Source organism: Nocardia wallacei, assembly GCF_029868745.1.
GTDB classification, from domain to species: Bacteria; Actinomycetota; Actinomycetes; order Mycobacteriales; family Mycobacteriaceae; genus Nocardia; species Nocardia wallacei_B.
Window position 1 is genome coordinate 18,335 of the sequence record NZ_JARWOP010000145.1, and the last position, 23,534, is coordinate 41,868.

The following is a 23,534-nucleotide window of genomic DNA, read 5'->3' on the forward strand; positions in this document are numbered from 1 at the left end:
CACCGGCGAGCTTACGGGATCAGACGATTCGGATCAGGATCTCCGAATGCCCGGCGCGGATCACATCACCGTCGGCCAGTTGCCAATCCTGCACGGGAGACCCGTTGACCAGCGTCCCGTTGGTCGATCCGAGGTCGGACAGCATCGCGACCTGGCCGTCCCAGCGGACCTCGATGTGGCGTCGGGAGACCCCGGTGTCGGGCAGCCGGAAGTGCGCGTCCTGGCCGCGGCCGATGATGTTGCTGCCTTCCCGTAGCTGGTAGGTCCGGCCGCTGCCGTCGTCGAGTTGCAGCGTGGCCGAGTAGCCCGAACCGCTGCGCGGCGGCTGCTGGGGTTGTGCCGGAGCGGCGCCGTACGCGCTCTGCTGGCCGTAGCCCGGCTCGGCGTAGCCCGGCTGCTGGCCGTAGGCGGCCTGGTCGTACCCGGGCTGTTCGGCGTAGCCCTGTTCGTATCCGGCCGGCGCCTGGCCGTAGCCCTGGCCCGCGTAGCCCTGCTCGTATGCGGCGGGGGCCTGACCGTAGGCCTGCTGTGCCTGGCCGTAGTCCTGGTTCGGGTAACCCTGCTGGCCGTAACCCTGGTCGTAGCCCTGATCGGCGTAGCCCTGGTCGTACCCGCCCTGCTGGCCGTAGCCCTGGTCGGCGTAACCCTGCTGGGCGTAGCCACCCTGCTCGTACCCGGCCTGCTGGCCGTAGGCCGGATCGGCGTAGCCCGGCTGGCCGTAGTTGCCGCCACCCTGCTGGTAGTCGTAGCCGTTCTGATAGTCGCCGTAGGCCTGCTGCGACTCGGGCGCCGCGGCGTAGTCGCTCGCGGCGGGGTACTGCCCACCGCCGCGGCCGTAGTCGTAGTTCCCCGCACCGGGGCGGCCACCGGGCGGCGCGTACCCGCGGTTGCGTGGATCGGACTCCGCGGGCTCACGGCTGGGGTCGTAGCCTGAGTTCTGCGTCATGGGGCCAGCTCCTGGTTGCGGGTTTGCGGTTCGTTGTGCGGGTTGTCCAGGCCGGTCGGGCGGCCGTCGGTCCGGCTTGTCCCGGCGGCCCGCGTCCGGGTCGACCCGGCCGCGCGTTCTGAACTGCCCGGTGTGCAGCGTAGGGGATGCCTGGAATTCGACGTGCACTTCGCCGTAGGTCTGCCAGCCCTGCTCACGGATGTAGTCCTGCAGATGTTTGGCGAAGGCACGGCTGGTGAGCTCGTGATCGGCGTCGAGTTCTCGCAGGTCCGACGTGTTGATGGTGATCACGTAGCTGTTGGGAGCCAGCAGATGCCCGCCGTCGAGTTCGGTGACCCGATCGGTGGCCTCGCGCTGCAGCGCCGCCTCCACTTCCTGCGGCACGACGCTGCCACCGAAGACGCGGGCGAAGGCGTCGCCGACAGCGCCCTGCAGGCGGCGTTCGAAGCGTGACACGATCCCCATCCCGGCCTCCCTTCGGTGTTGCGCTCGTCCTGTCCTCTGTCGCAGATCCCGTCTGTCATCAATCCGCGACACGCCAATAGGGCGTGTCGTCGGACGGACACGGTCCCTGCATGATATCCACGATCGTCCACACCTGTAACTCTCGGCGGCCTGCCGGAGTTCCCCCACCGCAACAGGGTGACCACATATTCGTTGACCAGGCGATTTCATATGCACAACGGGTGCGTGATAACGTTTCCGAGTCGCTCGGGCGAGTGGCGGAATGGCAGACGCGCTGGCTTCAGGTGCCAGTGTCCTTCGGGACGTGGGGGTTCAAGTCCCCCTTCGCCCACCAGGCATCGAGGGCCCGGATCATTCGATCCGGGCCCTCGATTTTTTCTGTCCGGACCCGTCTCGCCCGGATCGTAGCGGGTGTACGAGATATCACAGTCTCGGCTCGCCCGCCGGGCGTGCCGCGCGGGTTTCCGTCAACCCCGGTTTCGAACTCACAGTGCCAGCAGGACCACCGCGAGAGCGGCGGCGAGCAGCCCGGCCCACTGGGCGCGGGTGAGGCGCTCGTGCAGCACGGTGATGCCCAGCAGCACCGGGATCACCGGATACAGGGAGGACAGGGCGACCGCGACGACCGGCAGCTGGCGGTGGGTGGCGTCGAGATAGGCCGCCAGCGCCAGCGCGGCGGTCGCACCCGCGAGCGCGGCCAGGCACAGCGGGCGGACGGCGGCCGTGACCGTCGCGCGGGTCCAGAACACCAGGGGGACAAGGGCGCACACGGCCGCGACCCGGCCCGACGCCACCGGCCAGAACCCCGACACCGGATCGGCGTGTGCCAGCGCCAGATATTGGATCGCGATACCGACCCCGGCGAGCAGGCCGTCGAGCACGGCCGCGCGGGATGCGGTCGGCGCGCTGTCGGGTGTGCGCGACACCAGCCACAGGGCGGGCAGCGCCACGACGATGCCGACGCCCGCGGCCAGGGTCGGGCGCTGTCCCTCGGCCACCACGCCGAACAGCACCGGCAGCCCCATCCCGGTCAGGGTGCTGGTGGGCACCACCGTGCTCATCGTGCCGCGGCCGAGCCCGCGGAACAGCGCGGCCATCCCGGCGGCGGTGCCCAGCCCGGACAGCGCGCCCCAGGCCAGGTCCGTCGCACGTGGCGCGCCCGTGCCGGTCGCGGCGGCGAGTAATAGGGCCACCAGCAGCCCGACCGTCTGGCCGAGTATCGCGGTGACGGCGAAATGTATTCGGCGCGAGGCGATTCCACCGACATAGTCGGACAGTCCGTACAGGACCGCGGAGGCCAGCGCGGTCAGCCACGCCATCGCGCTCACTCCGCCCTGTCGCGCGCGGCCTGTCCGACGGGGCAGACCCGCTCGTGCGTGCACGCCCGCCGGTCGCAGAGCCGGCAGAGCAGGTCGGCGTCCGGTACCTCGTCGTAGACCCTGGTCAGCAGCGTGCCGAGGATCCGTTCGAGATGTGCCCGGTCCGGCTCGTCGAGTGCGCCGGTCAGGGTCTCCAGCCAGTGCACGCGTTCGCGCAGAACCGTTGCGGCGCCGCGGCGCCCGGCCGTCGTCAGGGCGATGGTGCGGACGCGACCGGTCCTGGTGCGGCGCACCAGGCCGGCGTTTTCCAGCGAGTCGAGGGTGCGGGTGGCGGCCGACTGGGTCAGGCCCAGGCAACGACCCAGGTCGGTGACTCCCATCGGACCGGCCTGGAGCAGGACGACCAGCGCCGCCGCCGCGCTGGGGTTCGTCTTCGTCCGCGCGGTGACATCGCGAATCATCTTGTCGCTGACCGCCAGCGCGGTGGCGCCCAGCAGATTCGCCAACCGTTCTATATGCATGACTCATGCATTCCCGCAGAGCCGTGCGGTAATCACGGTCGTCCGGATCGGATCAGTTCTGGTCGACCTGTGCCGACAGCGGGATTCCGGTGTGGAAGAAGTGGATCAGCCGCTCGATGCGGACGCAGTGCTCGGCGCAGCGTTCGTAGTGATGCGCCACCAGCGCGAGATCGACGGCCATGGCGCTGCCGTGCTGCCATTCCGTCGCCGAAATGGCGTGCAGCACTTGCTGTTGCAGCGTGGTGAGCCGGGCGTGGGAGTCCTCGGAACCGCGATCCGCCGACAGATCGGTGTCGGTGATGGCGCGGCCCGCGGTGGCGGCGAGGTCGGTGACGATATCCCCGATCGCGCCGAGCAGCCGCAGAATGTCCGGGGGCGCTACGGGTTCCGGGTAGCGGTGCACCACGCTGTCGGCGATGCGACTGGTCAGCCAGCTCATCCGGGACAGGTCGTCGGCGATCTGCATCGCGGTGACCACGTGTCTGAGGTCGCGGGCGACCGGGGCCTCCAGGGCGAGCAGGATCACCGCCCGGTTCTCGCATCCCCCGTGCAGGGCCTGCAGCTGCTCGTCGATGGCAAGGACCTCGTACGCGGCGGTCAGATTGGCTTCGGCCACCGCGACGGCGACGCGTTCGGTGGCCTCGTGCGCCAAGGCCGACAGGCGGGCCAGCTCGTCGGTGAGCGCTGCCAGCTCGGAGGAGAATTTCGTCCGCACGGGCTTATCTTCTCCGGTCGCAGCCGTACGTGCCAGCAGTTCGGTCACGAAACCCGTTGTCGCTACCGATAACCCGGCGTCCGTTCGCGGTGTGGGGCACCGGAATCCTTGCGGGTGAACATGATCGGGGCGGGGCGCGTGTCAATGGGCCATGACAGGACGGAAGGGCCTTCGACGAGCGCGACTGTGGGCCGGGACGGGCTCTCGCGTGGCCGCGAACTCGCTCTGTGCCGGGTGTCTGCGGTTATGGAGGTGTGATCTTCGCCGCACTCCGGACGCCACTGTTCGGCCGGTGAAGTGCGTTCGAGGAGGTTGCGGGTCGCGCCGTATCAGTACCGCTGTGTCGCCGACGTGGCATCGAGCTGGTGCGGGCTCATGAAAACAGTGTCAATACAGTACGCAGCTCAAGTATTCCGTGGAGATAACAGACTTCGGGTCTGTTTAATGTGTTGGCAATTTGCCGGTCACCGACCGTTTGATGGGCATCCATCGAGGATAGGAGCGATTCCGGAGACTCTATCTGACCGTGCCCGCTGGTACAGCAAACGCGCGATACGGACCTTATGGACGTGACCGAACGGCCGTTCCGGACAGACAGGAGGGACCGGATGGTTTGGTGGCGGCCACTATTTCGACCCCCGAGCCCACGGGACGCTACAGATTTGCGACACCGGGCGTGGCGCGCCCCCGAGCCACTGTTTCCGGTCCGTTACTTATACGCCCGGGTGTCGAGTGGCTGGTTGCATAGCGATAACGATTGTGTAGAGTTGACGGTAACGCTGGCCGCAGCTGAGCTGGACTCGCTGCGGCCAGTGGATCTCAAATCCCCCGCCATGATCATGGTCGGCGGTAACCCTCCCCGCAACCGAATTTCGGCTTATCGGTCGGTCGTGCGCCGATCGGTAGCTGCCGTACCCGTTGCCGCCCGGCGACCGGCGGTGCACACGTACCCGAGGAAACAGAGTTCGGCCACCGCGCCGATAGCGATCCGGATCGGCGCGGGCAGGCCGCTCGGTGTCACGAAGCCCTCGATGAGACCCGAGACCAGCAGCACGACCACCAGACCCAGCGCGATGGTCGCGGTCGCGCGCCCCTGCCGGGCGAGCGCCTGGGCGCGGCTGAGCCGGCCCGGATCTATCAGTGTCCAACCGAGTTTCAGCCCGGCGCCCCCGGCCACGAAGACCGCGGTCAGCTCGAGCATGCCGTGCGGCAGGATGAAGCCGAAGAAGGCGTCGATGCGCCCGGCGTCGCCCATCAACCCGGCGGAGATGCCGAGATTCAGGGCATTCATGAACAACACGTAGGCGGCGGGCAGGATCAACAGCCCGGTGAACAGCGCGACCGCCGCCACCCACGCGTTGTTGGTCCACACCTGGGCGGCGAAGGCGTCGTGCGGATGCTCGGAGTAATAGGTCTCGAAGCGGCCGCCCGGTCCGGTCAGGACATCGGTATCGGCCGGAATGTCCAGGGTCTTGCGCGCGGCGGCCGAACCGGACACCCAGATACCGAGGCCCGTCGACACCGCGAGGAATACCGCCGTCACGCCCGCCCACCACGGCCAGGCGCGATAGACCGCCGCGGGGAAGCCGTGGGTGAAGAACAGGCCCACCTCGCGCCACACGTCGGCGCGGGTGCCCAGCGCCCGGCCGCGCGCCCGCGCCAGCAGCGCGCCGAGTCCGCGGATCAGTTCCGGATCGGGGGAGTGCGACTGCAGCCGCGCCAGTTGTTGCGAGGTGCGGCGGTACAGGCGCACCAGCTCGTCGGCCTCGGCGCCCGACAACTTGCGCTGCCGGGTCAGCTGATCGAGCCGATCCCACGATCGCCTGTGCGCGTAGGCGTACGCGTCCACGTCCATCGGTGCCCTCCCGCGGTTCCCTCGAGAGGCTAGTCTGTCTGCAGCATGGCCGTTTTCACTACCGGCGAGGCCGTCGCCCTGGACCTGCCGATCGCGCGCATCCCCACCCGGGCCGCGGCATTCCTCATCGATGTGGTGCTGCAGCTGGTGGTGGGGTGGTTGATCGTGCTCGCGGTGTCGGCGGCGGTGGTGTGGTCGCGGCCGGATCCGGCGTGGCTGGATGTCGCCATGCTGGTGATCATCGTGACGGTGCTGGCCGGTTATCCGATCGCGTGCGAGACGCTGCTGCGCGGTCGTACCGTCGGCAAGCTGGCGCTCGGACTGCGGGTGGTGCGTGGTGACGGCGGGCCGATCGATTTCCGCCACGCCCTGACCCGCGGCCTCGCGGGGGCCATCGTGGACTTCTGGGCGCTGGGTGGTTTCGGGGCGGTCGCGGTGGTCACCTCGCTGTGCTCCCCGCGGGCCCGCCGGGTCGGCGACGTGCTCGCCGGCACCGTCGTCGTGCACGACCGCATCCGGGTTCCGTTGCCCGCCTTGGCCCTCGCGCCGCCGTGGCTGCAGGGCTGGGCACAGCGGCTGGACCTGTCCGCGCTGACCGAGGAGCTGGCGCTACCGGCCCGGCAGTACCTGACCCGCGCCCGGACGCTGACGCCGGAAGCCCACCACGCACTCGGCCACGCCCTGGTCGTCGCCGTCTGCGCGCAACTGCGAGTGCCGCCCCCGCCCGGCTACCCACCGCTGCACATCCTGGGCGCGGTCATCGCCGAACGCCAACGCCGGACCCTCACACCCGCACCGGCGCAGTCCCTCCCGCCCATCAGCTGGTCCCGTCCCGCATAGCCTCGAGGGACGGTCCTGTCCCGCATAGGTTCCAGGGGCGGTCCTGTCTTGCGTGGCTTCCAGGTCGTCCCCCGTCATCCCGGCATGCTTTTGGCCGGGATCCATACCGTGCGGCTGGATTCCGGCCAGAAGCATGCCGGAATGACGAAGGGCCTACATGCCGAAATGACGAAGGGCTTACATGCCGAAATGACGAAGGGCCTACATGCCGGAAGGACGACGGAGCTACATGCCGGAAGGACGACGGAGCTACATGTCGGAATGACGACGGAGCTACATGTCGGAATGACGAGTGGGCTACATGCGGAATGACGACGGGGCTACCGGCGCAATCCAATTGGGTGGGGTACTAGCTTGCTCCCGAGCGCTTGAGTTCCAGGTATTCGTCTGCCAGAGCTTCCGGGAGATGGTCGGGGGAGGCGGTGACGACGGCTACTCCCATGCGTCGCAGGGATTCTCGGGTCAGGGCGCGTTCGGCGAGGAGGGTTTTGGCGGCGGCCGCGGTGTAGATGTCGGTGAGGGTGTCGCGGCGCACCGCGGCGGCGGCGACGTCCGGGTCGGTGACCGAGACGATGAGCACGCGGTGGCGCTGGGTCAGGACCGGGAGGACCGGGCGGAGGTTCTCTTCCACCATCGCACCGTCCAAGCTGGTGAACCATACGATCAGGCTGCGGCGGCGGGAACGGTGCACGGCGGTGCGGACCAGACCGGTGGTGTCCGTGTCGACCAGCGCCGGGACGACGCCCGAGAGCGCGTGCATCAGCTTGGGCTGCAACCTCTTTCCGCCGGAGCCGAACACCTCGGCCCGTACCCGCCGGTCGTAGGCCAGCAGGTCGACGGTGTCACCGGCCGCCGCGGCGAGCCCGCCCAGCAGCAGCGCGGCCTCGATGCTCACGTCCAGCCGGGTGCCGTCGCCGACGCGACCCGCGCTGAGGCGCCCGGTGTCCACGATCAGCAGCAGCCGCCGGTGCCGCTCCGGCCGCCAGGTGCGCACCAGCACGTCGGCGGCGCGCGCGGTCGCCCGCCAGTCGATCGCGCGCACGTCGTCGCCGGGGACGTACTCGCGGAACGAGTCGAACTCGGAACCCTGCCCGCGGGCGTTGACGACCGTGCTGCCCTCCAGCAGATGCAGTTCGGCGACCTTCGCCGCGAGCACGCCCTCGCTGCGGAACGGTGGCAGTGCGCGCAGCCGCGCCGGCACGTCGCGGCGGACCTGCCGCCCGGCCAGACCGAGCGGCCCGAACAGCCGCAGTGTGACCGGACCGGCCACCCGATCACCGCGGTACTCGGGGCGCAGCGTGGTGGCTAGCCGGGTCTTGCTGTTCGGCGGCAATCGCAGCACGTGACCGTGGTGCGAGGCGTGCGCGCTGCCGGGCCAGTCGTCCCACAGCCGCCCGCGCACCGTGCGGGGCCCGCGATTGACGACCTCGAGTTCGATCGTCGTCGCGCGACCCGACCGGACCGTGGTGAGCGGAGCGCGCGACAGCTCCAAGCCCGTAATGCCGCCGAGCGCAACGAGATCGGCGATGACCAGAGCCACGAGCACAGCGGTCGCCGACAACACTCCCCACCACGACGGCAGCGCGGCCATCACCACCGCCGCCGCGACCGCGGCGAGGGCGGCCAGCCGTCCCGTGACGACCATCGGCTACACCGGGACCGGCACCGAGAGCAGCAGCGACGACAGCACACTCTCGGTGGTCGCGCCGTCCAGCTCGGCCTCCGGACGCAATTGCAACCGATGCCGCAATACCGGCACCGCAACGGTTTTCACGTGGTCCGGGGTGACGAATTCGCGCCCGGTCAACCACGCGAACGCGCGTGCGGCGGCCAGCAGGGCGGTGGCGCCGCGCGTCGAGGCGCCGTGCCGCACCGCGGCCGCGGCCCGGGTGGCGCGGCACAGATCGACGATGTAGGCCAGCACCTCGGGATCGACCCGCACACCCGAGACCGCGTTGCGGGCCGCCGCGATGTGATCGGGCCCGGCGACCGGCCGCAGGCCCGCGGCGGTCAGGTCGCGCGGATCGAATCCCGCCGCGTGGCGCTGCAGTACCCGGAACTCGTCGTCGCGGCCGGGCAGTTCGATGTCGACCTTGAACAGGAATCGGTCCAGTTGCGCCTCCGGCAGGGGGTACGTGCCCTCCTGCTCGATCGGGTTCTGGGTGGCGACCACCACGAACGGGTCCGGCAGCGGCTGCGGTTTGCCGTCGACGGAGACCTGCCGTTCCTCCATCGATTCCAGCAGTGCCGACTGGGTTTTCGGCGGCGTCCGGTTGATTTCGTCGGCGAGCAGCAGATTGGTGAACACCGGGCCGCGCCGGAAGGTGAACTCGGCCGAATGCGGATCGTAGATCTGTGAACCGGTGACGTCACCGGGCATCAGATCCGGAGTGAACTGCACCCGGGCGTGATCCAGATCGAGCCCCGTCGCCAGCGCTCGCACCAGCAGCGTCTTCGCCACGCCCGGAACGCCTTCCAGCAGCACGTGCCCGCGGCACAGCAGCGCCAGCACCAGGAACATCACGGCCTGATCGTTGCCGACGACGGCCTTGCCGATCTCGGTGCGCAGCGCGCCGAAAGCCTGCAGGGCCTGCTCGGCGGTCGGGGTGTGGTCGGTGTCCGCTGTGGTCATTCGATCTCCGTCATTCGATCTCCGATTCGATTCGTCGCAGTTGCGCGGCAACCTGGCGCAGGGTGTCGTCGTCGTGCACCGGGCCGAACAGGGTGGCGCCGACATGGTCCGCCGGTGTGCGAGTGCGCGTGGCGATGGCCGTCACCAGGTGATTGACGGGTGCCTCCGGCGTCAGGCCCAGGGCCGGCCGGACGCGGCGCAGCGTCGCCGCGCGCAGCAGGGCGGCGACGTGGTCGCGATCGCCCGACTTGCGGTACAGCGCCGCCTGTCCGCCGAGCAGTTCGTTCGCCGCCACCTGGACCGGGCGCGGTTCGGCGACCAGCGCACCGCGCCGACGACCCCGCCACCACACCACGATCACGCCGCAGAGCAGCCACTGCAGGCCGCCGTAGGCCAGCCAGTCCGGCAGGCGCCCGAAGATCGAATCCGAGCCTTCGCCGAAATCCGGTGGGGGCGGGGTGTATCCGTCCGGGTCCGGTGGGGGTGGCGGGATCTCCGGCGCCGGGGGTGCGGTCGGTGCGGCCGACAGGTGGATCAGTACATAGACGAGCAGCGCCAGAACGAGCGCGGCCACCAGCACGGCCCAGAATCGTGGATTGCGAATGAGCTGTGGCAGTGGCGGAATGCGCAGTGAGCGCCGGGTCGGCGCGGTGGTCTCCACCGGTTCCGGCGGTGGCGGCGGGGCCAGGGAGAAGACGTCGGCCTGTGCGAGCCGCAGGTACTCGTCCGCGGTCGCGGCCCGGCCGCCGTATACGACCTCGTCGAAACCGTGTGCCGCCGTGGGTAGTTCGGCGGCGCGGTCGGGTATCGCGGTGACGGCGGCCGTGGCGGTCTCCTGCGCGGTGCGCGATCGCCGGACCTCCAGTACGCCACCCTGTTCCAGGCCGCGGACCACCGCGCGGTAGCGCTCTCGCAGCGCGGTGTCGTAATCGTGCTGTCCCGCGGCGGTTTCCGCGGCGACGCGATGGTCGGCGGCCGGGCCCAGGCGCGGCGGCGCGGGGGCGGGCGCGACCGGTGGCCGGTCGTGGTCCGGCCGGTCGGTCATCGGGTGACCGCCCGGGGCGCGTTGTCCAGGGGGCGAGTTCGATCGTCGTCGGGGATTCGGATGTCCCAGCCGTCGCGGCGGCATCGCCGGTCGACGTAGCCGACCACGTCGGCCGCCGACTCCACCACCTCGGTGAGCGCCGCGACGAGCAGTACCGTCGCGGTGATCAGCACGATCGCCGCCCAGCGGTGGGTGCCGGAGATCTCCGTGACGAACAGCGTGAGCCCCGCCAGCGGCACGACCAGTACCAGCAGCAGGCCGCGCAGGCACAGCCACAGTCCGGCCAGCCGCCATTCCGCGCCCGCGGCAAGCGTTTTCGCCCGTGCGATGGTGTCGCGGTACCGTATCGGGTGCTCGAACAGCACCGGGGTGGACAGGCAACGCCGCGACCGCAACCACCCCAGCCAGGCCAGTGCGGGCAGCATGGTGAGAATCAGCACCGCGCCCAGGATCGCTACGCCCAGGCCGATCAGTGTGGTCATGATCCGGTAGCGCAGCAGCGGTCCCGCCGCCGCGCCGAGCCGCCACAGCGTCTCGCGCCAGGTGATCGGCCGCCGGTGCACGCTCGCCAGGACGACCGGGACGGTCACCCCGCGCGTGAACGAGCGCAGCAGCCAGGCGAAGCACACTGTGGAAAGCACTGCGGCCCAGGCCGTCCCGGCATCGGAGCCGTCGGTGGCCACCGACCCGGCGGCCGTGATCGCCGCGACCGCGCCCGCGGCCGGCACGAGGGCGACACCGACCAGCCCCGCCAGCAACCGCACGTGCGCCTGTATCGCGGCGAACGGCAGATCCAGGTTCTCGCGGAACGACAGCGGCCGGATCGGCACGGCCTCACCGATTTCCCAGTCGTCATGGGTGGCCCCCGGCAAGCCCGCTGAACCTCCCGCCACGGCCCCGGTCGGCGCGGCGCCGGACACGTCCGGACCCGGCACAGGACCGGCCCCCTCGGCCGCAGCGGACAACACGCGCCCGAGTTTATCCGTGGTGACCCGCCGCGCACGCCTTCCGAGCCGAGGGACCCGCGATCCCCACGCAACCTGGACCGAATCCGCCGCGGCGGACGGCCGGACCGGCCGGCCCGCCTGCCACGGATGCGGCGGTCGTCGCATCGTGCGGCTCTGTCGGCTGACAATGCTCCGGAGCCGGATGTCCGGGTGCGTAGCGGTCAGGGTTGCAGGAGGCGGGTGACGACGGCGCGGTAGCGGGCGGGGTCTATCGGGGGGAGGCCGAGGAGGGCGCGTAGGTAGACGCCGTCGCCGACGAGGCGGACGATGTCGGCGCGTACGGGATCCTCGATTTCGTTGTCGAGGCCCGTGGTCCAGCTGTCGAGGACCTCGATGAGGGCGCGCTGTACCTCGTCGTCGCGCTCGTCGTGGGCGGCGTCGACAGTGCGCATGGCGGCCACCATGGAGCGGTACAGCGCCAGTTCCAGGGCGTCGGTGTCGTTGTCGGCGCTCGGGGTCTGCAGGTACCACTCGGCGACCGACTTGCCTTGTGCCGCAGCGGTGTCCAATTGCTCGGTCGTGCGTTCGCCCAACCGGCGCACGAGCCCGGCCAGCAGTGCGTCCTTGCTCTTGAAGTGGTAGAGCAGCCCGCCCTTGGAGACGCCGGCGGCGGCCGCCACGTTCTCCAGCGTCACCTGAGACATGCCCTTGTCCAGCAGCAGCGATTCGAGCGCGTCGAGAATCCGATCGCGGGTGGTAGTTGTCACGTCCGCGACTGTACCGTCCGGACGGTTATCTCTGATACTGTACCGTCCGGACGGTAAGAAAATCGACCATGGAGTGAGGATCATGAACACCCACGACGGCACCGCGCTCCCGCACCGGGCCACCGCCCGCGACTGGGCCGGGCTCGGCGTTCTGGTGCTCGCGCTGCTGCTCATCTCGGTGGATGCGACCGTGCTGGACATCGCCGTCCCCGCGATCAGCGCGCATCTGGCCCCGACCACGCCGCAGCTGCTGTGGATCATCGACGTGTACTCGTTCGTGCTGGCGGGTCTGCTGGTCACGATGGGCGTGCTCGGTGATCGCATCGGTCGTCGTCGGCTGTTGCTGCTCGGCGCGGCGGGATTCGGCGTGGCCTCGGTGCTCGCCGCGTGGTCGGTGAGCCCGGAGATGCTGATCGCCGCCCGCGTGCTGCAGGGCGTCGCCGGCGCCACGCTGATGCCCGCGACCCTGGGCCTGATCCGGGCGATGTTCACCGACGCGCGGCAGCGCACCACCGCGATCGCGGTCTGGAGTGCGGCCGCGACCGGCGGCGCGGCCCTGGGCCCGGTGCTGGGTGGCTGGCTGCTCGAGCACTTCTGGTGGGGCTCGGTGTTCCTGATCAACGTGCCGGTCATGCTGGTGCTGGTGGCGCTGGGACCGCTGCTCGTGCCGGAGTCGAAGGACCCGAATCCGGGCCGGTTCGACCTGGTCAGCGCGGGATTGTCGATGCTGGCGCTGGTGCCGGTGGTGTACGCGGTCAAGGAGACCGCCGCGCACGGCGTGCGCCCGGTCGTGCTGGGCGTCGCGGCGGCCGGTGTGCTCGCCGGCGTGCTGTTCGTGCGCAGGCAGCGCCGTCTCGCCGATCCGATGCTGGATCTCGGGCTGTTCGCGCTGCCGCGCTTCCGCACGGCGGTGCTGACCAGCCTGCTCGCGGTGTTCGCGCTCGCCGGTGTGCTGTTCTTCGGTTCGCAGTATCTGCAGCTGGTGCAGGGCCGCTCGCCCCTGGACGCCGGATTGCACCTGATGCCGGGGATGCTCGCCAGTATGGTGTCGGCGCTGGCCTCGGCTTGGCTGGTGCGGGTGTGGCAGCCGGGCCGGGTGCTCGCGGGCGCGCTGGTGGTGGCCGCCCTCGGCGCGGCGCTGTTCGTCGGGCTGAGTGCGGATCCGGCGGCAGGGGTCACCGCGTTCGTCGTGGGCTTCCTGCTGATCGGCGCGGGTGTCGGTGTGGCGCTGACGGTGTCGTCGGATCTGGTGGTCGGGTCGGCCCCGGCCGAACGCGCCGGTGCGGCGGCCGCCGTCTCGGAGACGGCGTACGAGGCCGGTATCGCGCTCGGTGTCGCGGCGCTCGGCAGCGTGGTGATGTCGGTGTTCCGGCACGGCGTGGACGTGTCGCGGGTGCCCGCGGCACAGCTGTCGGCCGCGCGGGAATCGCTCGGCGGCGCGGTGGACACCGCGAGCGGGCTGCCCGACGAAGCCGCCGCGGCCCTGCTGAATTCGGCGCGCGAGTCCTTCGTCGCCGGAATCCATTGGGCCGCACTCGCGACCGCGGTGATCCTGCTGGTGGCGGCGGTCGTCGCGTACCGCATGCCCACCGCGCGGGCCGCCGGCACGAGCGAGTCGCGCGGCCGGGCGGATGTCACTGTTCGGGCATGAGCGTCGTCGGACGCTTCGCCACGCAGGTCGATCGTGCCTTAGCTGCGGTTCGAGGTGGATGCCATCGCCGTCCGCGGCTGACCGGTCACCGTGCCGGTCGGCCGGAAACCGTTGGGACCAGGCGGTTTACATGTTCTACGTGAAACATTCGGCAAACCGGCCGGGGCGGGGCGGTCAGTTCTTGTCGGCGGCGGGAGGCAATTGCCGGGGCCCGCGGTATTCCAGTTCGGGGTTGCCTGTGCGCGATGACAGGGCGTCCTGCCGGTCGGTCGTGCCCAGGCTGTAGGCCGGGGACGACTGGGCGGGGGACAGCGCGGCATGACGAGGGTCCTGCGCGTCGACCACCTGCTGGGCATACTGCGGGGTCCCCGGAGCGCCGGACTCGTCGGAGTGCACGGTGACCTTGCGGGTGCGCCGCAGCGTGAAGGTGATCTCCTCGGCCTCCTCGAAGACCTGCCGGACCGTGCGCAACGGGTGCGTGGCGGTATCCACGGCGCTGGTGACGAAGGACGGCACCAGCGGGCGGATCCACCGGGCCGCGGTATCGCTGAACGGCACGGTGCCGATCACCGGAAGTTCCAGTCCGCCACGGTTTTTCTCCAGCGCCCGGTCCCCGGACTCGGCCGGTGCGAGCGCATCGGACGTGCGCTGGGCGGGCAGATTGCGCGGTGGTGTCACATTCGCCTCCTGGGGCGCGGGGTCGGTCGATTCGCCGGCCGGGAGTGCCGCGAGCGATTCGAAATCGGCGACCGCCCGGCGCGCGGGCTCGGTGACACCGAGCTCGAAATTGCCGATGGCGGCGATGATGCGCCTGCGCTGCTGTTCGCGGTCGATGGCGGTGTCGGCGTGCGCGGTCAGCCGGGCGGCGGCCAATTCCTGGTCCGCACGCAGGTTTTCGGCCTCGGTGCGCACCTCGGCGCGCTTCACCGCGATGGCGGCCGCGGCGTGCTGCTCGGCCCGGTCGGCCACGGCTCGCGCCGCGATGCGCCGCTCGAACGACGTTTCCCCGCGCCACCAGCGCAGCAGCAGCGGCAGCAGGGCCAGCACCACGGCCACCAGGATGGTCGCCAGGCGCAGCAGCAGGCCACCGGCATGACCGGTGGTGTAGTCGTGCATGGCCAGCCAGCGCGCGCCGAGCCCGCGGTCCCCGGTGTCGAAGGCGTCGGAGCGGGCGCTGTCCAGCGCCTGCTGCCGGTCCGTGACCCGCGCGTCGAGCGGTTGCACCCGCGCCTGCGCCGCGGCCAGCCGAGCCCGAGCGTCGGTGAGCATGTCCTCGGCGGTCTGCGATTCGGGTCCGCGGCCCGGCACACCGGTGATCTTCGTCTGCGGGCACTCCGGTGTCGGGTTGTATTCGCAGCGGGCGATCACCAGCGACTGCTCGATATCGCCCTGCGCCTTGGCGACGGCCTGATCCAGTCCGGCCCGTTCCGTGCGCGCCTGCTCCAGTTCGGTGCGGGTGGCCACCACGGCGGGCGCGGATTCGCCCTCGCGCCTTGCCTTTTCGTCCAGCACCCGGTTCACGGTGCCGGCCAGCAACACGGTGCTCGCCAACTCGGCGACCACCACACCGGCCAGCACGGCGACGGTGACGCGACCGATCAGTTCGCCGGCCCCGCGGCGCGGCGCGGTCACCGTGGCCAGCGCCCGCGCGCCGAACGCGACCAGCGGCAGCACGATCAGCGCCGCGAACACCACGAGCGGCGGCGGCCAGTGCGCCGCCACGGTGGCCGCCGTCACCGCCGCGGTGGAAACCACGGCGAACAGCAGTACCGCGACGCCGCCGACCGCGTAGCCGCCGCGTTCGTGCCGGTCGATGACCTCCGCTCCGGCGCCGCCGAACCAGGTCGATACCGCTGCCGCGGCCCGACCGGAGGTACGGTTACCGGAATCGGGCTGGTCAGGGACGCGGGGGTCGGTCATGGGAGCTCACATTCCTCTGGGTCCCAGGCGTTTCCGAGGCTCGCCGAAATTGTCGCGCATTCGTTGTCTCAGCGTGACAGGCTGGGGCGCGTTCTACCGAGCACGGCACCGGGGATGTGGTCAGCCTCACAGATCATCCGCGCGGCGAGGGCGCGAATCCCGGGGTACGACAGGATGTTTCGGCCGGGAAGCGGTTCCCGGGCCCACGGACCAGGAGGTGGTCGGGATGCGCGGCACTGTTTTCGCGCTGGCTGTGGCGTTGTCGGTCGGAGCGGTCTCGGTCGAGGCGCTGCCGGTGACCGGGGAGCGGACGCTGCCGGTAGCCGCGGCCGAGGTCCCGACAGCCGCGCCGGATCCACTCGTGAACCTAGTCCTCGAGCGCCTGAACACCGCCGACGCGGTGGCCGCCGCCAAGTGGTCGACCGCCACCCGCACCGGGCAGCCGCCGGTGATCGACGACCCGGCGCGGGAGGCGGAGGTCTACGACTCGATGGCCACCGCGGGCGCCCGGCTCGACCTGCCCGAATCGTGGGTGAGGCAGGTTTTCCAGGGTCAGATCGAGGCCAACAAACTCGTGCAGCGCGGCCTGCACGCCGAGTGGCGTTTCCAGCCGGGCGCCGCGCCCGCCACCGCTCCCGACCTCGCCGCGGTGCGTCCGGTGATCGACCGGGTGAACGGCGAGATCCTCGGACAGTTGGCGGCCGCGCGGGCGACGCTGTCCGGCCCGGCCTGCGCGCAGCGGTTGGCGGCGGCGGTCGCCCCGGTGGTGACCTCGGGTGAGGTCGACGTCCTGCACGCCGCGGCACTCGCCCGCGCGTCCGCCGCATTGTGCCGCTGACCTGCGCTCGAGTCCCCTCGGCCGAGGGTGTGAGAAACCACACTGAACAGCGTTTGCTGGAACTGTGCTGAACTACACATCGAGGAAACGAAGCCGTACGGTCTGAACGCAGCCGTCAGCCCGCTGCCTGCGTATCCGGAACGTCTCCGCGGGGTGTCCGGGAAGTTAGCCGTCTTACAATCGGTTTGTCCGTACCGGGCCGTGGGAATTCTCTGTTGATGCAGGTAAGAGGGCATCTTGCGGCGTACGTGCAGGCTCGGCGAGCGGACCGGCGCGACGATGGCGAACAGTGGCATACACGACTCAGTGATCATCCAACCCTGCTTTACACTGGAGAACGCGCAGGTAGTGGAGGACCGATGAAGAAGCCCAGGTAGACGCCGTTATTAGCACAACCTAAGTTGGTTGGGCTCAGGTCCTGACTTATCGTTTGCTCTTATGTCGGGCACGAAATGTCCGACTACATCGCCCGATTCGGCCACAAGCCGTGACGACAGCCCAACGGGCGATAACGGCGCGGCGGCATGGAACACGTCAGAGTTCCGTTACCGCCGAGCACCCGGCTACGACATCGAAGCGGGTAGGACAACTGGAGAGTTGACTGCACGGGATGACCATCAGCGCCGCTGGTCTCCGAAACGTCCGGGCGCAGTCTAGACGGAGGCGTTCGACGAAGGCCCGATTTCATCGAAGGCCTGATTTTCTTGAAGGCAGAGGCATGACGCAACTTCCTGGCCACCGGCCCGCGGGGCGCACTGGGTCGCACCGCAACCCGGGACCCACCGGTCTCTACGACCCGGCGTACGAACACGACGCCTGTGGTGTCGCGTTCGTCGTCGACATGCACGGCCGCCGCAGCCGCGACATCGTCGACAAGGCGATCACGGCGCTGCTGAACCTGGAGCACCGCGGCGCCGCGGGCGCCGAGCCCAACTCGGGCGACGGCGCGGGCATCCTGATCCAGGTCCCGGACAAGTTCTTCCGTGCCGTAGTGGACTTCGAGCTGCCCGCCGTGGGCTCCTACGCCACCGGTATCGCCTTCCTGCCGCAGGCCCGCCGGGAGGCGGCCCGCGCGCGCTATCACGTCGAGAAGATCGTCAAGGAAGAGGGCCTGGCCGTCCTCGGCTGGCGCGAGGTGCCCATCGACGAGTCGTCGCTGGGCGCGCTGGCACGCGACGCCATGCCGACCTTCCGGCAGCTGTTCATCGCCTCGCCGCCCGAGGGGGCCGAGCAGCTGACGGGCATGGACCTGGAGCGCCGCGCCTACGTGGTGCGCAAGCGCGTCGAGCACGAGCTCGGCAAGCAGGGTCCCGGCGAAGGCGCGGTCGGCCGCGAGACCGTGTACTTCCCGAGCCTGTCCGGGCAGACCTTCATCTACAAGGGCATGTTCACCACGCCGCAGCTGCGCGCGTTCTACCTGGATCTGCAGGACGACCGGGTGGAATCGGCCCTGGGCATCGTGCACTCCCGCTTCTCCACCAACACCTTCCCGTCCTGGCCGCTGGCGCACCCGTTCCGGCGCGTCGCGCACAACGGTGAGATCAACACCGTCACCGGCAACGAGAACTGGATGCGGGCCCGCGAGGCCCTGCTGAACTCCGACGCGTTCGGCACCGACCACGAGGGCCGCAACCGCCTGGAGAAGATCTTCCCGGTGTGCACCCCGGGCGCCTCGGACACCGCGCGCTTCGACGAGGTGCTGGAGCTGCTGCACCTCGGCGGCCGCAGCCTGCCGCACGCCGTGCTGATGATGATCCCCGAGGCCTGGGAGCGGGCCGAGTCGATGGATCCGGCCCGGCGCGCGTTCTACCGCTATCACTCGTTCCTGATGGAGCCGTGGGACGGCCCGGCCTCGGTGTGCTTCTCCGACGGCACCGTCATCGGCGCCGTGCTCGACCGCAACGGCCTGCGCCCCTCGCGCGTCTGGGTGACCGACGACGGGCTGGTCGTGATGGCCTCCGAGGTCGGCGTGCTGGACATCGAGCCGTCCAAGGTGATCAAGAAGGTCCGCCTGCAGCCGGGCCGGATGTTCCTGGTCGACACCTCGCAGGGCCGCATCATCGGCGACGAGGAGATCAAGACCCAGCTCGCCGGCGAGCACCCGTACCAGGAATGGCTGGACGACGGCCCGACCAAGCTGTCGGACCTGCCCGACCGCCCGCACGTGCACATGTCGCACGACCGCGTCCTGATCCGGCAGCAGATCTTCGGATACACCACCGAGGAACTGAGCCTGCTGATCTCGCCGATGGCCAAGACCGGCGGCGAGGCGCTCGGCTCGATGGGCACCGACACCCCGATCGCGGTGCTGTCGGCCCGGCCGCGACTGCTGTTCGACTACTTCTCGCAGCTGTTCGCGCAGGTCACCAACCCGCCGCTGGACGCCATCCGCGAGGAGATCGTCACCAGCCTGCGCAGCATGATCGGCCCGGAGGCCGACCTGCTGCACCCCAGCCCGGACTCCTGTCGCCAGATCACGCTGACCTCGCCGATTCTGGACAACGACGAGCTGTCCAAGCTCGTCCACATCAACGACGACGGCTCGCATCCCGGGCTGCGCTCGGTCGTGGTGCACGGCCTGTACCCGGTGAAGAAGGGCGGCAAGGGCCTGCGCAAGGCGCTGCAGGCGATCAACGAGCAGGTGTCGACCGCCATCGACGGCGGCGCGCGCATCATCGTGCTGTCCGACCGGGAGTCCAACGAGAAGCTGGCGCCGATCCCGTCGCTGCTGCTCACCGCGTCGGTGCACCACCACCTCGTCCGCGAGCGCACCCGCACCAAGGTCGGGCTGGTCGTGGAGGCCGGTGACGCCCGCGAGGTGCACCACATGGCCATGCTGGTCGGCTTCGGCGCGGCCGCGATCAACCCGTACATGGCCTTCGAGTCGATCGAGGACATGCTCGAGCGCAACGCGCTCCAGATGCCCGGCAGCACCGGCGATCTGGCCGTCGACTACGACACCGCGGTCAAGAACTACATCAAGGGCGCCGGCAAGGGCGTGCTGAAGGTGATGTCCAAGATGGGCATCTCCACCATCGCCTCCTACCGCGGCGCGCAGCTGTTCCAGGTCGTCGGCCTGTCGCAGGAGTTGTGCGATCAGTACTTCACCGGGCTGAACTCGCCGCTGGACGGCATCGGCCTGGACGAGATCGCCGGCGAGGTCGCTGCCCGGCACCGGGTGGCGTTCCTGGAGAACCGCAACGAGCGCGCGCACCGCGAACTCGAGGTGGGCGGCGAGTACCAGTGGCGGCGCGAGGGCGAGTACCACCTGTTCAACCCGGACACGGTGTTCAAGCTGCAGCACGCCACCCGCACCGGGCAGTACAAGATCTTCAAGGAGTACACCCGGCTCGTCGACGACCAGTCCGAGCGGCTGGCCTCGCTGCGCGGCCTGTTCAAGTTCAAGTCCGAAGGCCGCCATGCCATCCCGATCGAGGAGGTGGAGTCGGCCCGCGATATCGCCAAGCGGTTCTCCACCGGCGCGATGAGCTACGGCTCGATCTCCGCCGAGGCGCACGAGACCCTCGCGATCGCGATGAACCGGCTCGGCGGCCGCTCGAACTCGGGCGAGGGCGGCGAGTCCCCGGCCCGCTTCGAGCCGGAGGAGAACGGCGACTGGCGGCGCAGCGCGATCAAGCAGGTGGCCTCCGGCCGCTTCGGCGTGACCGCGCACTACCTGACCAACTGCACCGACATCCAGATCAAGATGGCGCAGGGCGCCAAGCCCGGTGAGGGCGGCCAGCTCCCGGCGCACAAGGTGTACCCGTGGGTCGCCGAGGTGCGGCACTCGACGCCGGGCGTCGGCCTGATCTCCCCGCCGCCGCACCACGACATCTACTCGATCGAGGATCTCGCCCAGCTGATCCACGACCTGAAGAACGCGAACCCGCAGGCGCGGATTCACGTGAAACTGGTCGCCGAGCCGGGCGTCGGCACGGTCGCCGCGGGCGTCTCCAAGGCGCACGCCGACGTGGTGCTCATCTCCGGTCACGACGGCGGCACCGGCGCCTCGCCGCTGACCTCGCTCAAGCACGCGGGCGGTCCGTGGGAACTCGGCCTCGCCGAGACCCAGCAGACGCTGCTGCTCAACGGCCTGCGCGACCGCATCGTGGTGCAGGTCGACGGTCAGATGAAGACCGGCCGCGACGTGATGATCGCCGCGCTGCTCGGCGCCGAGGAGTACGGCTTCGCGACCGCGCCGCTGGTGGTGTCGGGCTGCATCATGATGCGCGTGTGTCACCTCGACACCTGTCCGGTGGGCGTGGCGACGCAGAATCCCGTGCTGCGCCAGCGCTTCTCGGGCAAGCCGGAGTTCGTCGAGAACTTCATGCTGTTCATTGCCGAGGAGGTGCGCGAGCTGCTGGCCTCGCTGGGCTTCCGCACCCTGGACGAGGCCATCGGCCGGGTCGACCTGCTCGACACCACGCAGGCCAAGGAGCACTGGAAGGCGGCCAAGCTGGACCTGTCGCCGATCCTCGACGATGTCGAGACGGCGTTCATGTACCAGGACCGCCGCCGCACCAAGGAGCAGGACCACGGTCTGGACAAGGCGCTGGACAACCAGCTCATCGCCCAGTCCGCCGACGCGCTGGAGCGCGGCAAGCCGGTCAAGTTCGAAACCAAGATCACGAACGTGAACCGCACCGTCGGCACCATGCTCGGTCACGAGGTGACCAAGCTCTACGGCGGCGCGGGCCTGCCCGACGACACCATCGACATCACCTTCACCGGTTCGGCGGGCAACAGCTTCGGCGCGTTCGTCCCGGCGGGCATCACGCTGCGGGTGTTCGGCGACGCGAACGACTATGTCGGCAAGGGTCTTTCGGGCGGCCACCTGGTGGTGCGGCCCCCGCTGAACGCCCCCGCGGCGTTCGTCGCCGAGGAGAACATCATCGCGGGCAACGTGATCCTGTTCGGCGCCACCAACGGCCAGGCGTTCATTCGCGGTGTGGTCGGCGAGCGGTTCGCGGTGCGCAACTCGGGCGCCACGGCGGTCGTGGAGGGCGTGGGCGACCACGGCTGTGAGTACATGACCGGTGGCCGGGTGGTCATCCTCGGCGAGACCGGGCGCAACTTCGGCGCCGGTATGTCGGGCGGCATCGCCTTCGTCTACGACCCGGAGGGCAAGTTCGGCGATCATCTCAACGCCGAGCAGGCCGACGCGGTCGAGGCGCTGTCGGGCGACGACTTCACGTGGCTGCGCGACATCATCACCCGGCACCGCGACGAGACCGGATCGGCCGTCGCGGAGCGGATTCTGGGTGACTGGTCGCAGCAGGTGAACCACTTCGTGAAGGTTATGCCGCGCGACTACAAGAAGGTACTGCTGGCTATCTCCGAGGCTGAGAAGGCCGGCCGGAATGTAGATGAAGCAATCATGGAGGCCGCCCGTGGCTGATGTGAGACGCACCGGATTTGTTGGGTGCGCCGATGAGGCGCGGAGGTCAGAGGCCGTTCATGGGTGACGCACAAGGATTTCTGAAGCACACGAAGCGGGAGCTGCCCGAGCGGCGGCCGGTTCCGTTGCGGCTGATGGACTGGAAAGAGGTCTATAAGGAGGGTTTCCCGCACGAGACCCTGCAGACCCAGGCCAGCCGCTGCATGGACTGCGGAATCCCGTTCTGCCACAACGGGTGTCCGCTGGGCAACCTGATTCCCGAGTGGAACGACCTGGTGTACCGGGGCAATTGGCGCGAGGGCATCGATCGCCTGCACGCCACCAACAACTTCCCGGAGTTCACCGGGCGGCTGTGCCCGGCGCCGTGCGAGTCGTCGTGCGTGCTCGGCATCAATCAGGACCCGGTGACCATCAAGCAGGTCGAGGTCGAACTCATCGAGAACGCCTTCGACGAGGGCTGGGTGGCCCCGGTGTACCCGACCCGGCTGACCGGAAAGAAGGTCGCCGTGGTGGGTTCGGGTCCGGCCGGTCTGGCCGCGGCCCAGCAGCTCACCCGGGCCGGGCACACGGTGACGGTGTTCGAGCGCGACGACCGCATCGGCGGCCTGCTGCGCTACGGCATCCCGGAATTCAAGATGGAGAAGCGCTTCATCGACCGCCGCCTGGCACAGATGGAGGCCGAGGGCACCGTCTTCAAGGCCGGTGTGAACGTGGGCGTGGACATCACCGCCGCGCAGCTGCGCGAGAAATTCGACGCGGTGGTGCTCGCCGGCGGTTCGACCATCGCCCGCGACCTGCCGATCCCGGGCCGCGATCTGGACGGCATCCATCAGGCGATGGAGTTCCTGCCGCTGTCCAACCGCGTGCAGCTGGGCGACCCGATCACCGATGAGAACGGGCTGCCGCCCATCAACGCCAGGGGTAAGAAGGTCGTCATCATCGGCGGCGGCGACACCGGCGCCGACTGCCTGGGCACTTCCCACCGGCAGGGCGCCGCCAGCGTGCACCAGTTCGAGATCATGCCGCGGCCGCCGGAGGAGCGCGCCGATTCCACGCCGTGGCCGACCTATCCGCTGATGTACCGGGTCTCCTCGGCGCACGAAGAGGGCGGCGAGCGGGTGTATTCGGTGAACACCGAGCGCTTCGTCGGCCAGGAGGGCAAGGTCACCGCTCTCCAGGCGCACGAGGTGCAGATGGTCAACGGCCGCTTCGAGAAGATCGAGGGCTCCGACTTCACCCTCGAGGCCGATCTGGTGCTGCTGGCCATGGGCTTCACCGGGCCGCAGAAGCCCGGCCTGCTCGAGGACCTGGGCGTCGGCTACGACCAGCGCGGCAATGTCAAGCGTGACAACGAGTTCCAGACCACCGTTCCCGGCGTGTTCGCCGCCGGTGACATGGGTCGCGGCCAGTCGTTGATCGTGTGGGCCATCGCCGAGGGGCGGGCCGCCGCGTCGGCGGTGGACAAGTTCCTCGAGGGCGACACGGCGCTGCCCTCGCCGATCGCGCCGACGACGGTCGCCCAGCGCTGACGAAGTATCGGGAGAAGTGCCCGCGGGTCGTGGGGGGCCGGGCCCGGGCGGGGTGTGGGGCGGGGGGGGTGGGGGGGGAAAGGGCGGGGTGGGGGGGGGGGGGTGGGCGGTGGGGGTTTTGGCGGGATTGTTTTGAAGAGGGTTGG

General features: G+C 69.9%; 16 protein-coding genes and 1 tRNA gene. 6 read left to right on the plus strand and 11 right to left on the minus strand.

The genetic code is table 11. The features are described from left to right. Positions 1-19: 19 nt before the first annotated feature. Positions 20-1,411, minus strand: coding sequence for an FHA domain-containing protein (locus tag QH470_RS12115; RefSeq protein ID WP_280272421.1), 1,392 nt, complete (start codon positions 1,409-1,411; stop codon positions 20-22). A 248-nt stretch (positions 1,412-1,659) separates the two neighbouring features. Here QH470_RS12115 and QH470_RS12120 point away from each other — a divergent pair. Next, positions 1,660-1,745: transfer RNA gene (locus QH470_RS12120), tRNA-Leu, on the plus strand. Between the two features lie 151 nt (positions 1,746-1,896). Here QH470_RS12120 and QH470_RS12125 read toward each other — a convergent pair. The 4 genes from QH470_RS12125 to QH470_RS12140 all read right to left on the minus strand — a co-directional run bounded on the left by QH470_RS12125 (position 1,897) and on the right by QH470_RS12140 (position 5,821). Next, positions 1,897-2,730 (minus strand): EamA family transporter, encoded by an 834-nt coding sequence (locus tag QH470_RS12125; protein ID WP_280272422.1) that lies wholly within the window; start codon positions 2,728-2,730, stop codon positions 1,897-1,899. Between the two features lie 5 nt (positions 2,731-2,735). Continuing rightward, a complete protein-coding gene (locus tag QH470_RS12130) occupies positions 2,736-3,251 on the minus strand; it encodes a MarR family winged helix-turn-helix transcriptional regulator (RefSeq protein ID WP_280272423.1) in 516 nt (171 codons plus the stop codon). A 52-nt stretch (positions 3,252-3,303) separates the two neighbouring features. Continuing rightward, complete coding sequence (locus QH470_RS12135; protein WP_280272424.1) at positions 3,304-4,014, minus strand: phosphate signaling complex PhoU family protein; 711 nt, start codon at positions 4,012-4,014, stop codon at positions 3,304-3,306. 829 nt (positions 4,015-4,843) lie between these two features. Further along, complete coding sequence (locus QH470_RS12140) at positions 4,844-5,821, minus strand: stage II sporulation protein M (RefSeq protein ID WP_280272425.1); 978 nt, start codon at positions 5,819-5,821, stop codon at positions 4,844-4,846. 45 nt (positions 5,822-5,866) lie between these two features. On the opposite strand from QH470_RS12140, the gene QH470_RS12145 reads away from it, so the two are divergent. Continuing rightward, positions 5,867-6,661 carry an RDD family protein gene (locus QH470_RS12145; protein ID WP_280272426.1) on the plus strand — a complete coding sequence of 265 codons (795 nt, stop codon included), beginning with the start codon at positions 5,867-5,869 and terminating at the stop codon, positions 6,659-6,661. Between the two features lie 349 nt (positions 6,662-7,010). Here the strand turns inward: QH470_RS12145 and QH470_RS12150 are convergent, their stop codons facing one another. From QH470_RS12150 to QH470_RS12170, 5 genes are all read right to left on the minus strand, one after another. Continuing rightward, complete coding sequence (locus QH470_RS12150; RefSeq protein ID WP_280272427.1) at positions 7,011-8,306, minus strand: DUF58 domain-containing protein; 1,296 nt, start codon at positions 8,304-8,306, stop codon at positions 7,011-7,013. Between the two features lie 3 nt (positions 8,307-8,309). Next, entirely contained in the window at positions 8,310-9,293 is a 984-nt protein-coding gene (locus QH470_RS12155) for an AAA family ATPase (protein WP_280272428.1), read from the minus strand. A 10-nt stretch (positions 9,294-9,303) separates the two neighbouring features. Continuing rightward, positions 9,304-10,338, minus strand: a complete 1,035-nt coding sequence (locus QH470_RS12160) for a DUF4129 domain-containing protein (protein WP_280272429.1) — start codon at positions 10,336-10,338, stop codon at positions 9,304-9,306. Continuing rightward, complete coding sequence (locus QH470_RS12165) at positions 10,335-11,306, minus strand: hypothetical protein (RefSeq protein WP_280272430.1); 972 nt, start codon at positions 11,304-11,306, stop codon at positions 10,335-10,337. Before QH470_RS12165 ends, QH470_RS12160 begins: the two co-directional genes overlap by 4 nt. Positions 11,307-11,506: 200 nt before the next feature. Then, entirely contained in the window at positions 11,507-12,052 is a 546-nt protein-coding gene (locus QH470_RS12170) for a TetR/AcrR family transcriptional regulator (protein ID WP_280272431.1), read from the minus strand. Between the two features lie 82 nt (positions 12,053-12,134). Here QH470_RS12170 and QH470_RS12175 point away from each other — a divergent pair, with 82 nt between their 5' ends. Beyond that, positions 12,135-13,703 carry an MFS transporter gene (locus tag QH470_RS12175; RefSeq protein WP_280272432.1) on the plus strand — a complete coding sequence of 523 codons (1,569 nt, stop codon included), beginning with the start codon at positions 12,135-12,137 and terminating at the stop codon, positions 13,701-13,703. Between the two features lie 174 nt (positions 13,704-13,877). Here QH470_RS12175 and QH470_RS12180 read toward each other — a convergent pair whose 3' ends face one another. Then, positions 13,878-15,623, minus strand: coding sequence for a DUF4407 domain-containing protein (locus tag QH470_RS12180; RefSeq protein WP_280272433.1), 1,746 nt, complete (start codon positions 15,621-15,623; stop codon positions 13,878-13,880). Between the two features lie 226 nt (positions 15,624-15,849). Here QH470_RS12180 and aroQ point away from each other — a divergent pair, with 226 nt between their 5' ends. From aroQ to QH470_RS12195, 3 genes are all read left to right on the plus strand, one after another. Continuing rightward, a complete protein-coding gene (gene aroQ / locus QH470_RS12185) occupies positions 15,850-16,461 on the plus strand; it encodes a gamma subclass chorismate mutase AroQ (RefSeq protein WP_280272434.1) in 612 nt (203 codons plus the stop codon). A 718-nt stretch (positions 16,462-17,179) separates the two neighbouring features. After that, positions 17,180-21,859 (plus strand): glutamate synthase large subunit, encoded by a 4,680-nt coding sequence (gene gltB, locus QH470_RS12190; protein ID WP_280272435.1) that lies wholly within the window; start codon positions 17,180-17,182, stop codon positions 21,857-21,859. Between the two features lie 59 nt (positions 21,860-21,918). Beyond that, a complete protein-coding gene (locus tag QH470_RS12195; RefSeq protein ID WP_280272436.1) occupies positions 21,919-23,388 on the plus strand; it encodes a glutamate synthase subunit beta in 1,470 nt (489 codons plus the stop codon). Positions 23,389-23,534: the final 146 nt, after the last annotated feature.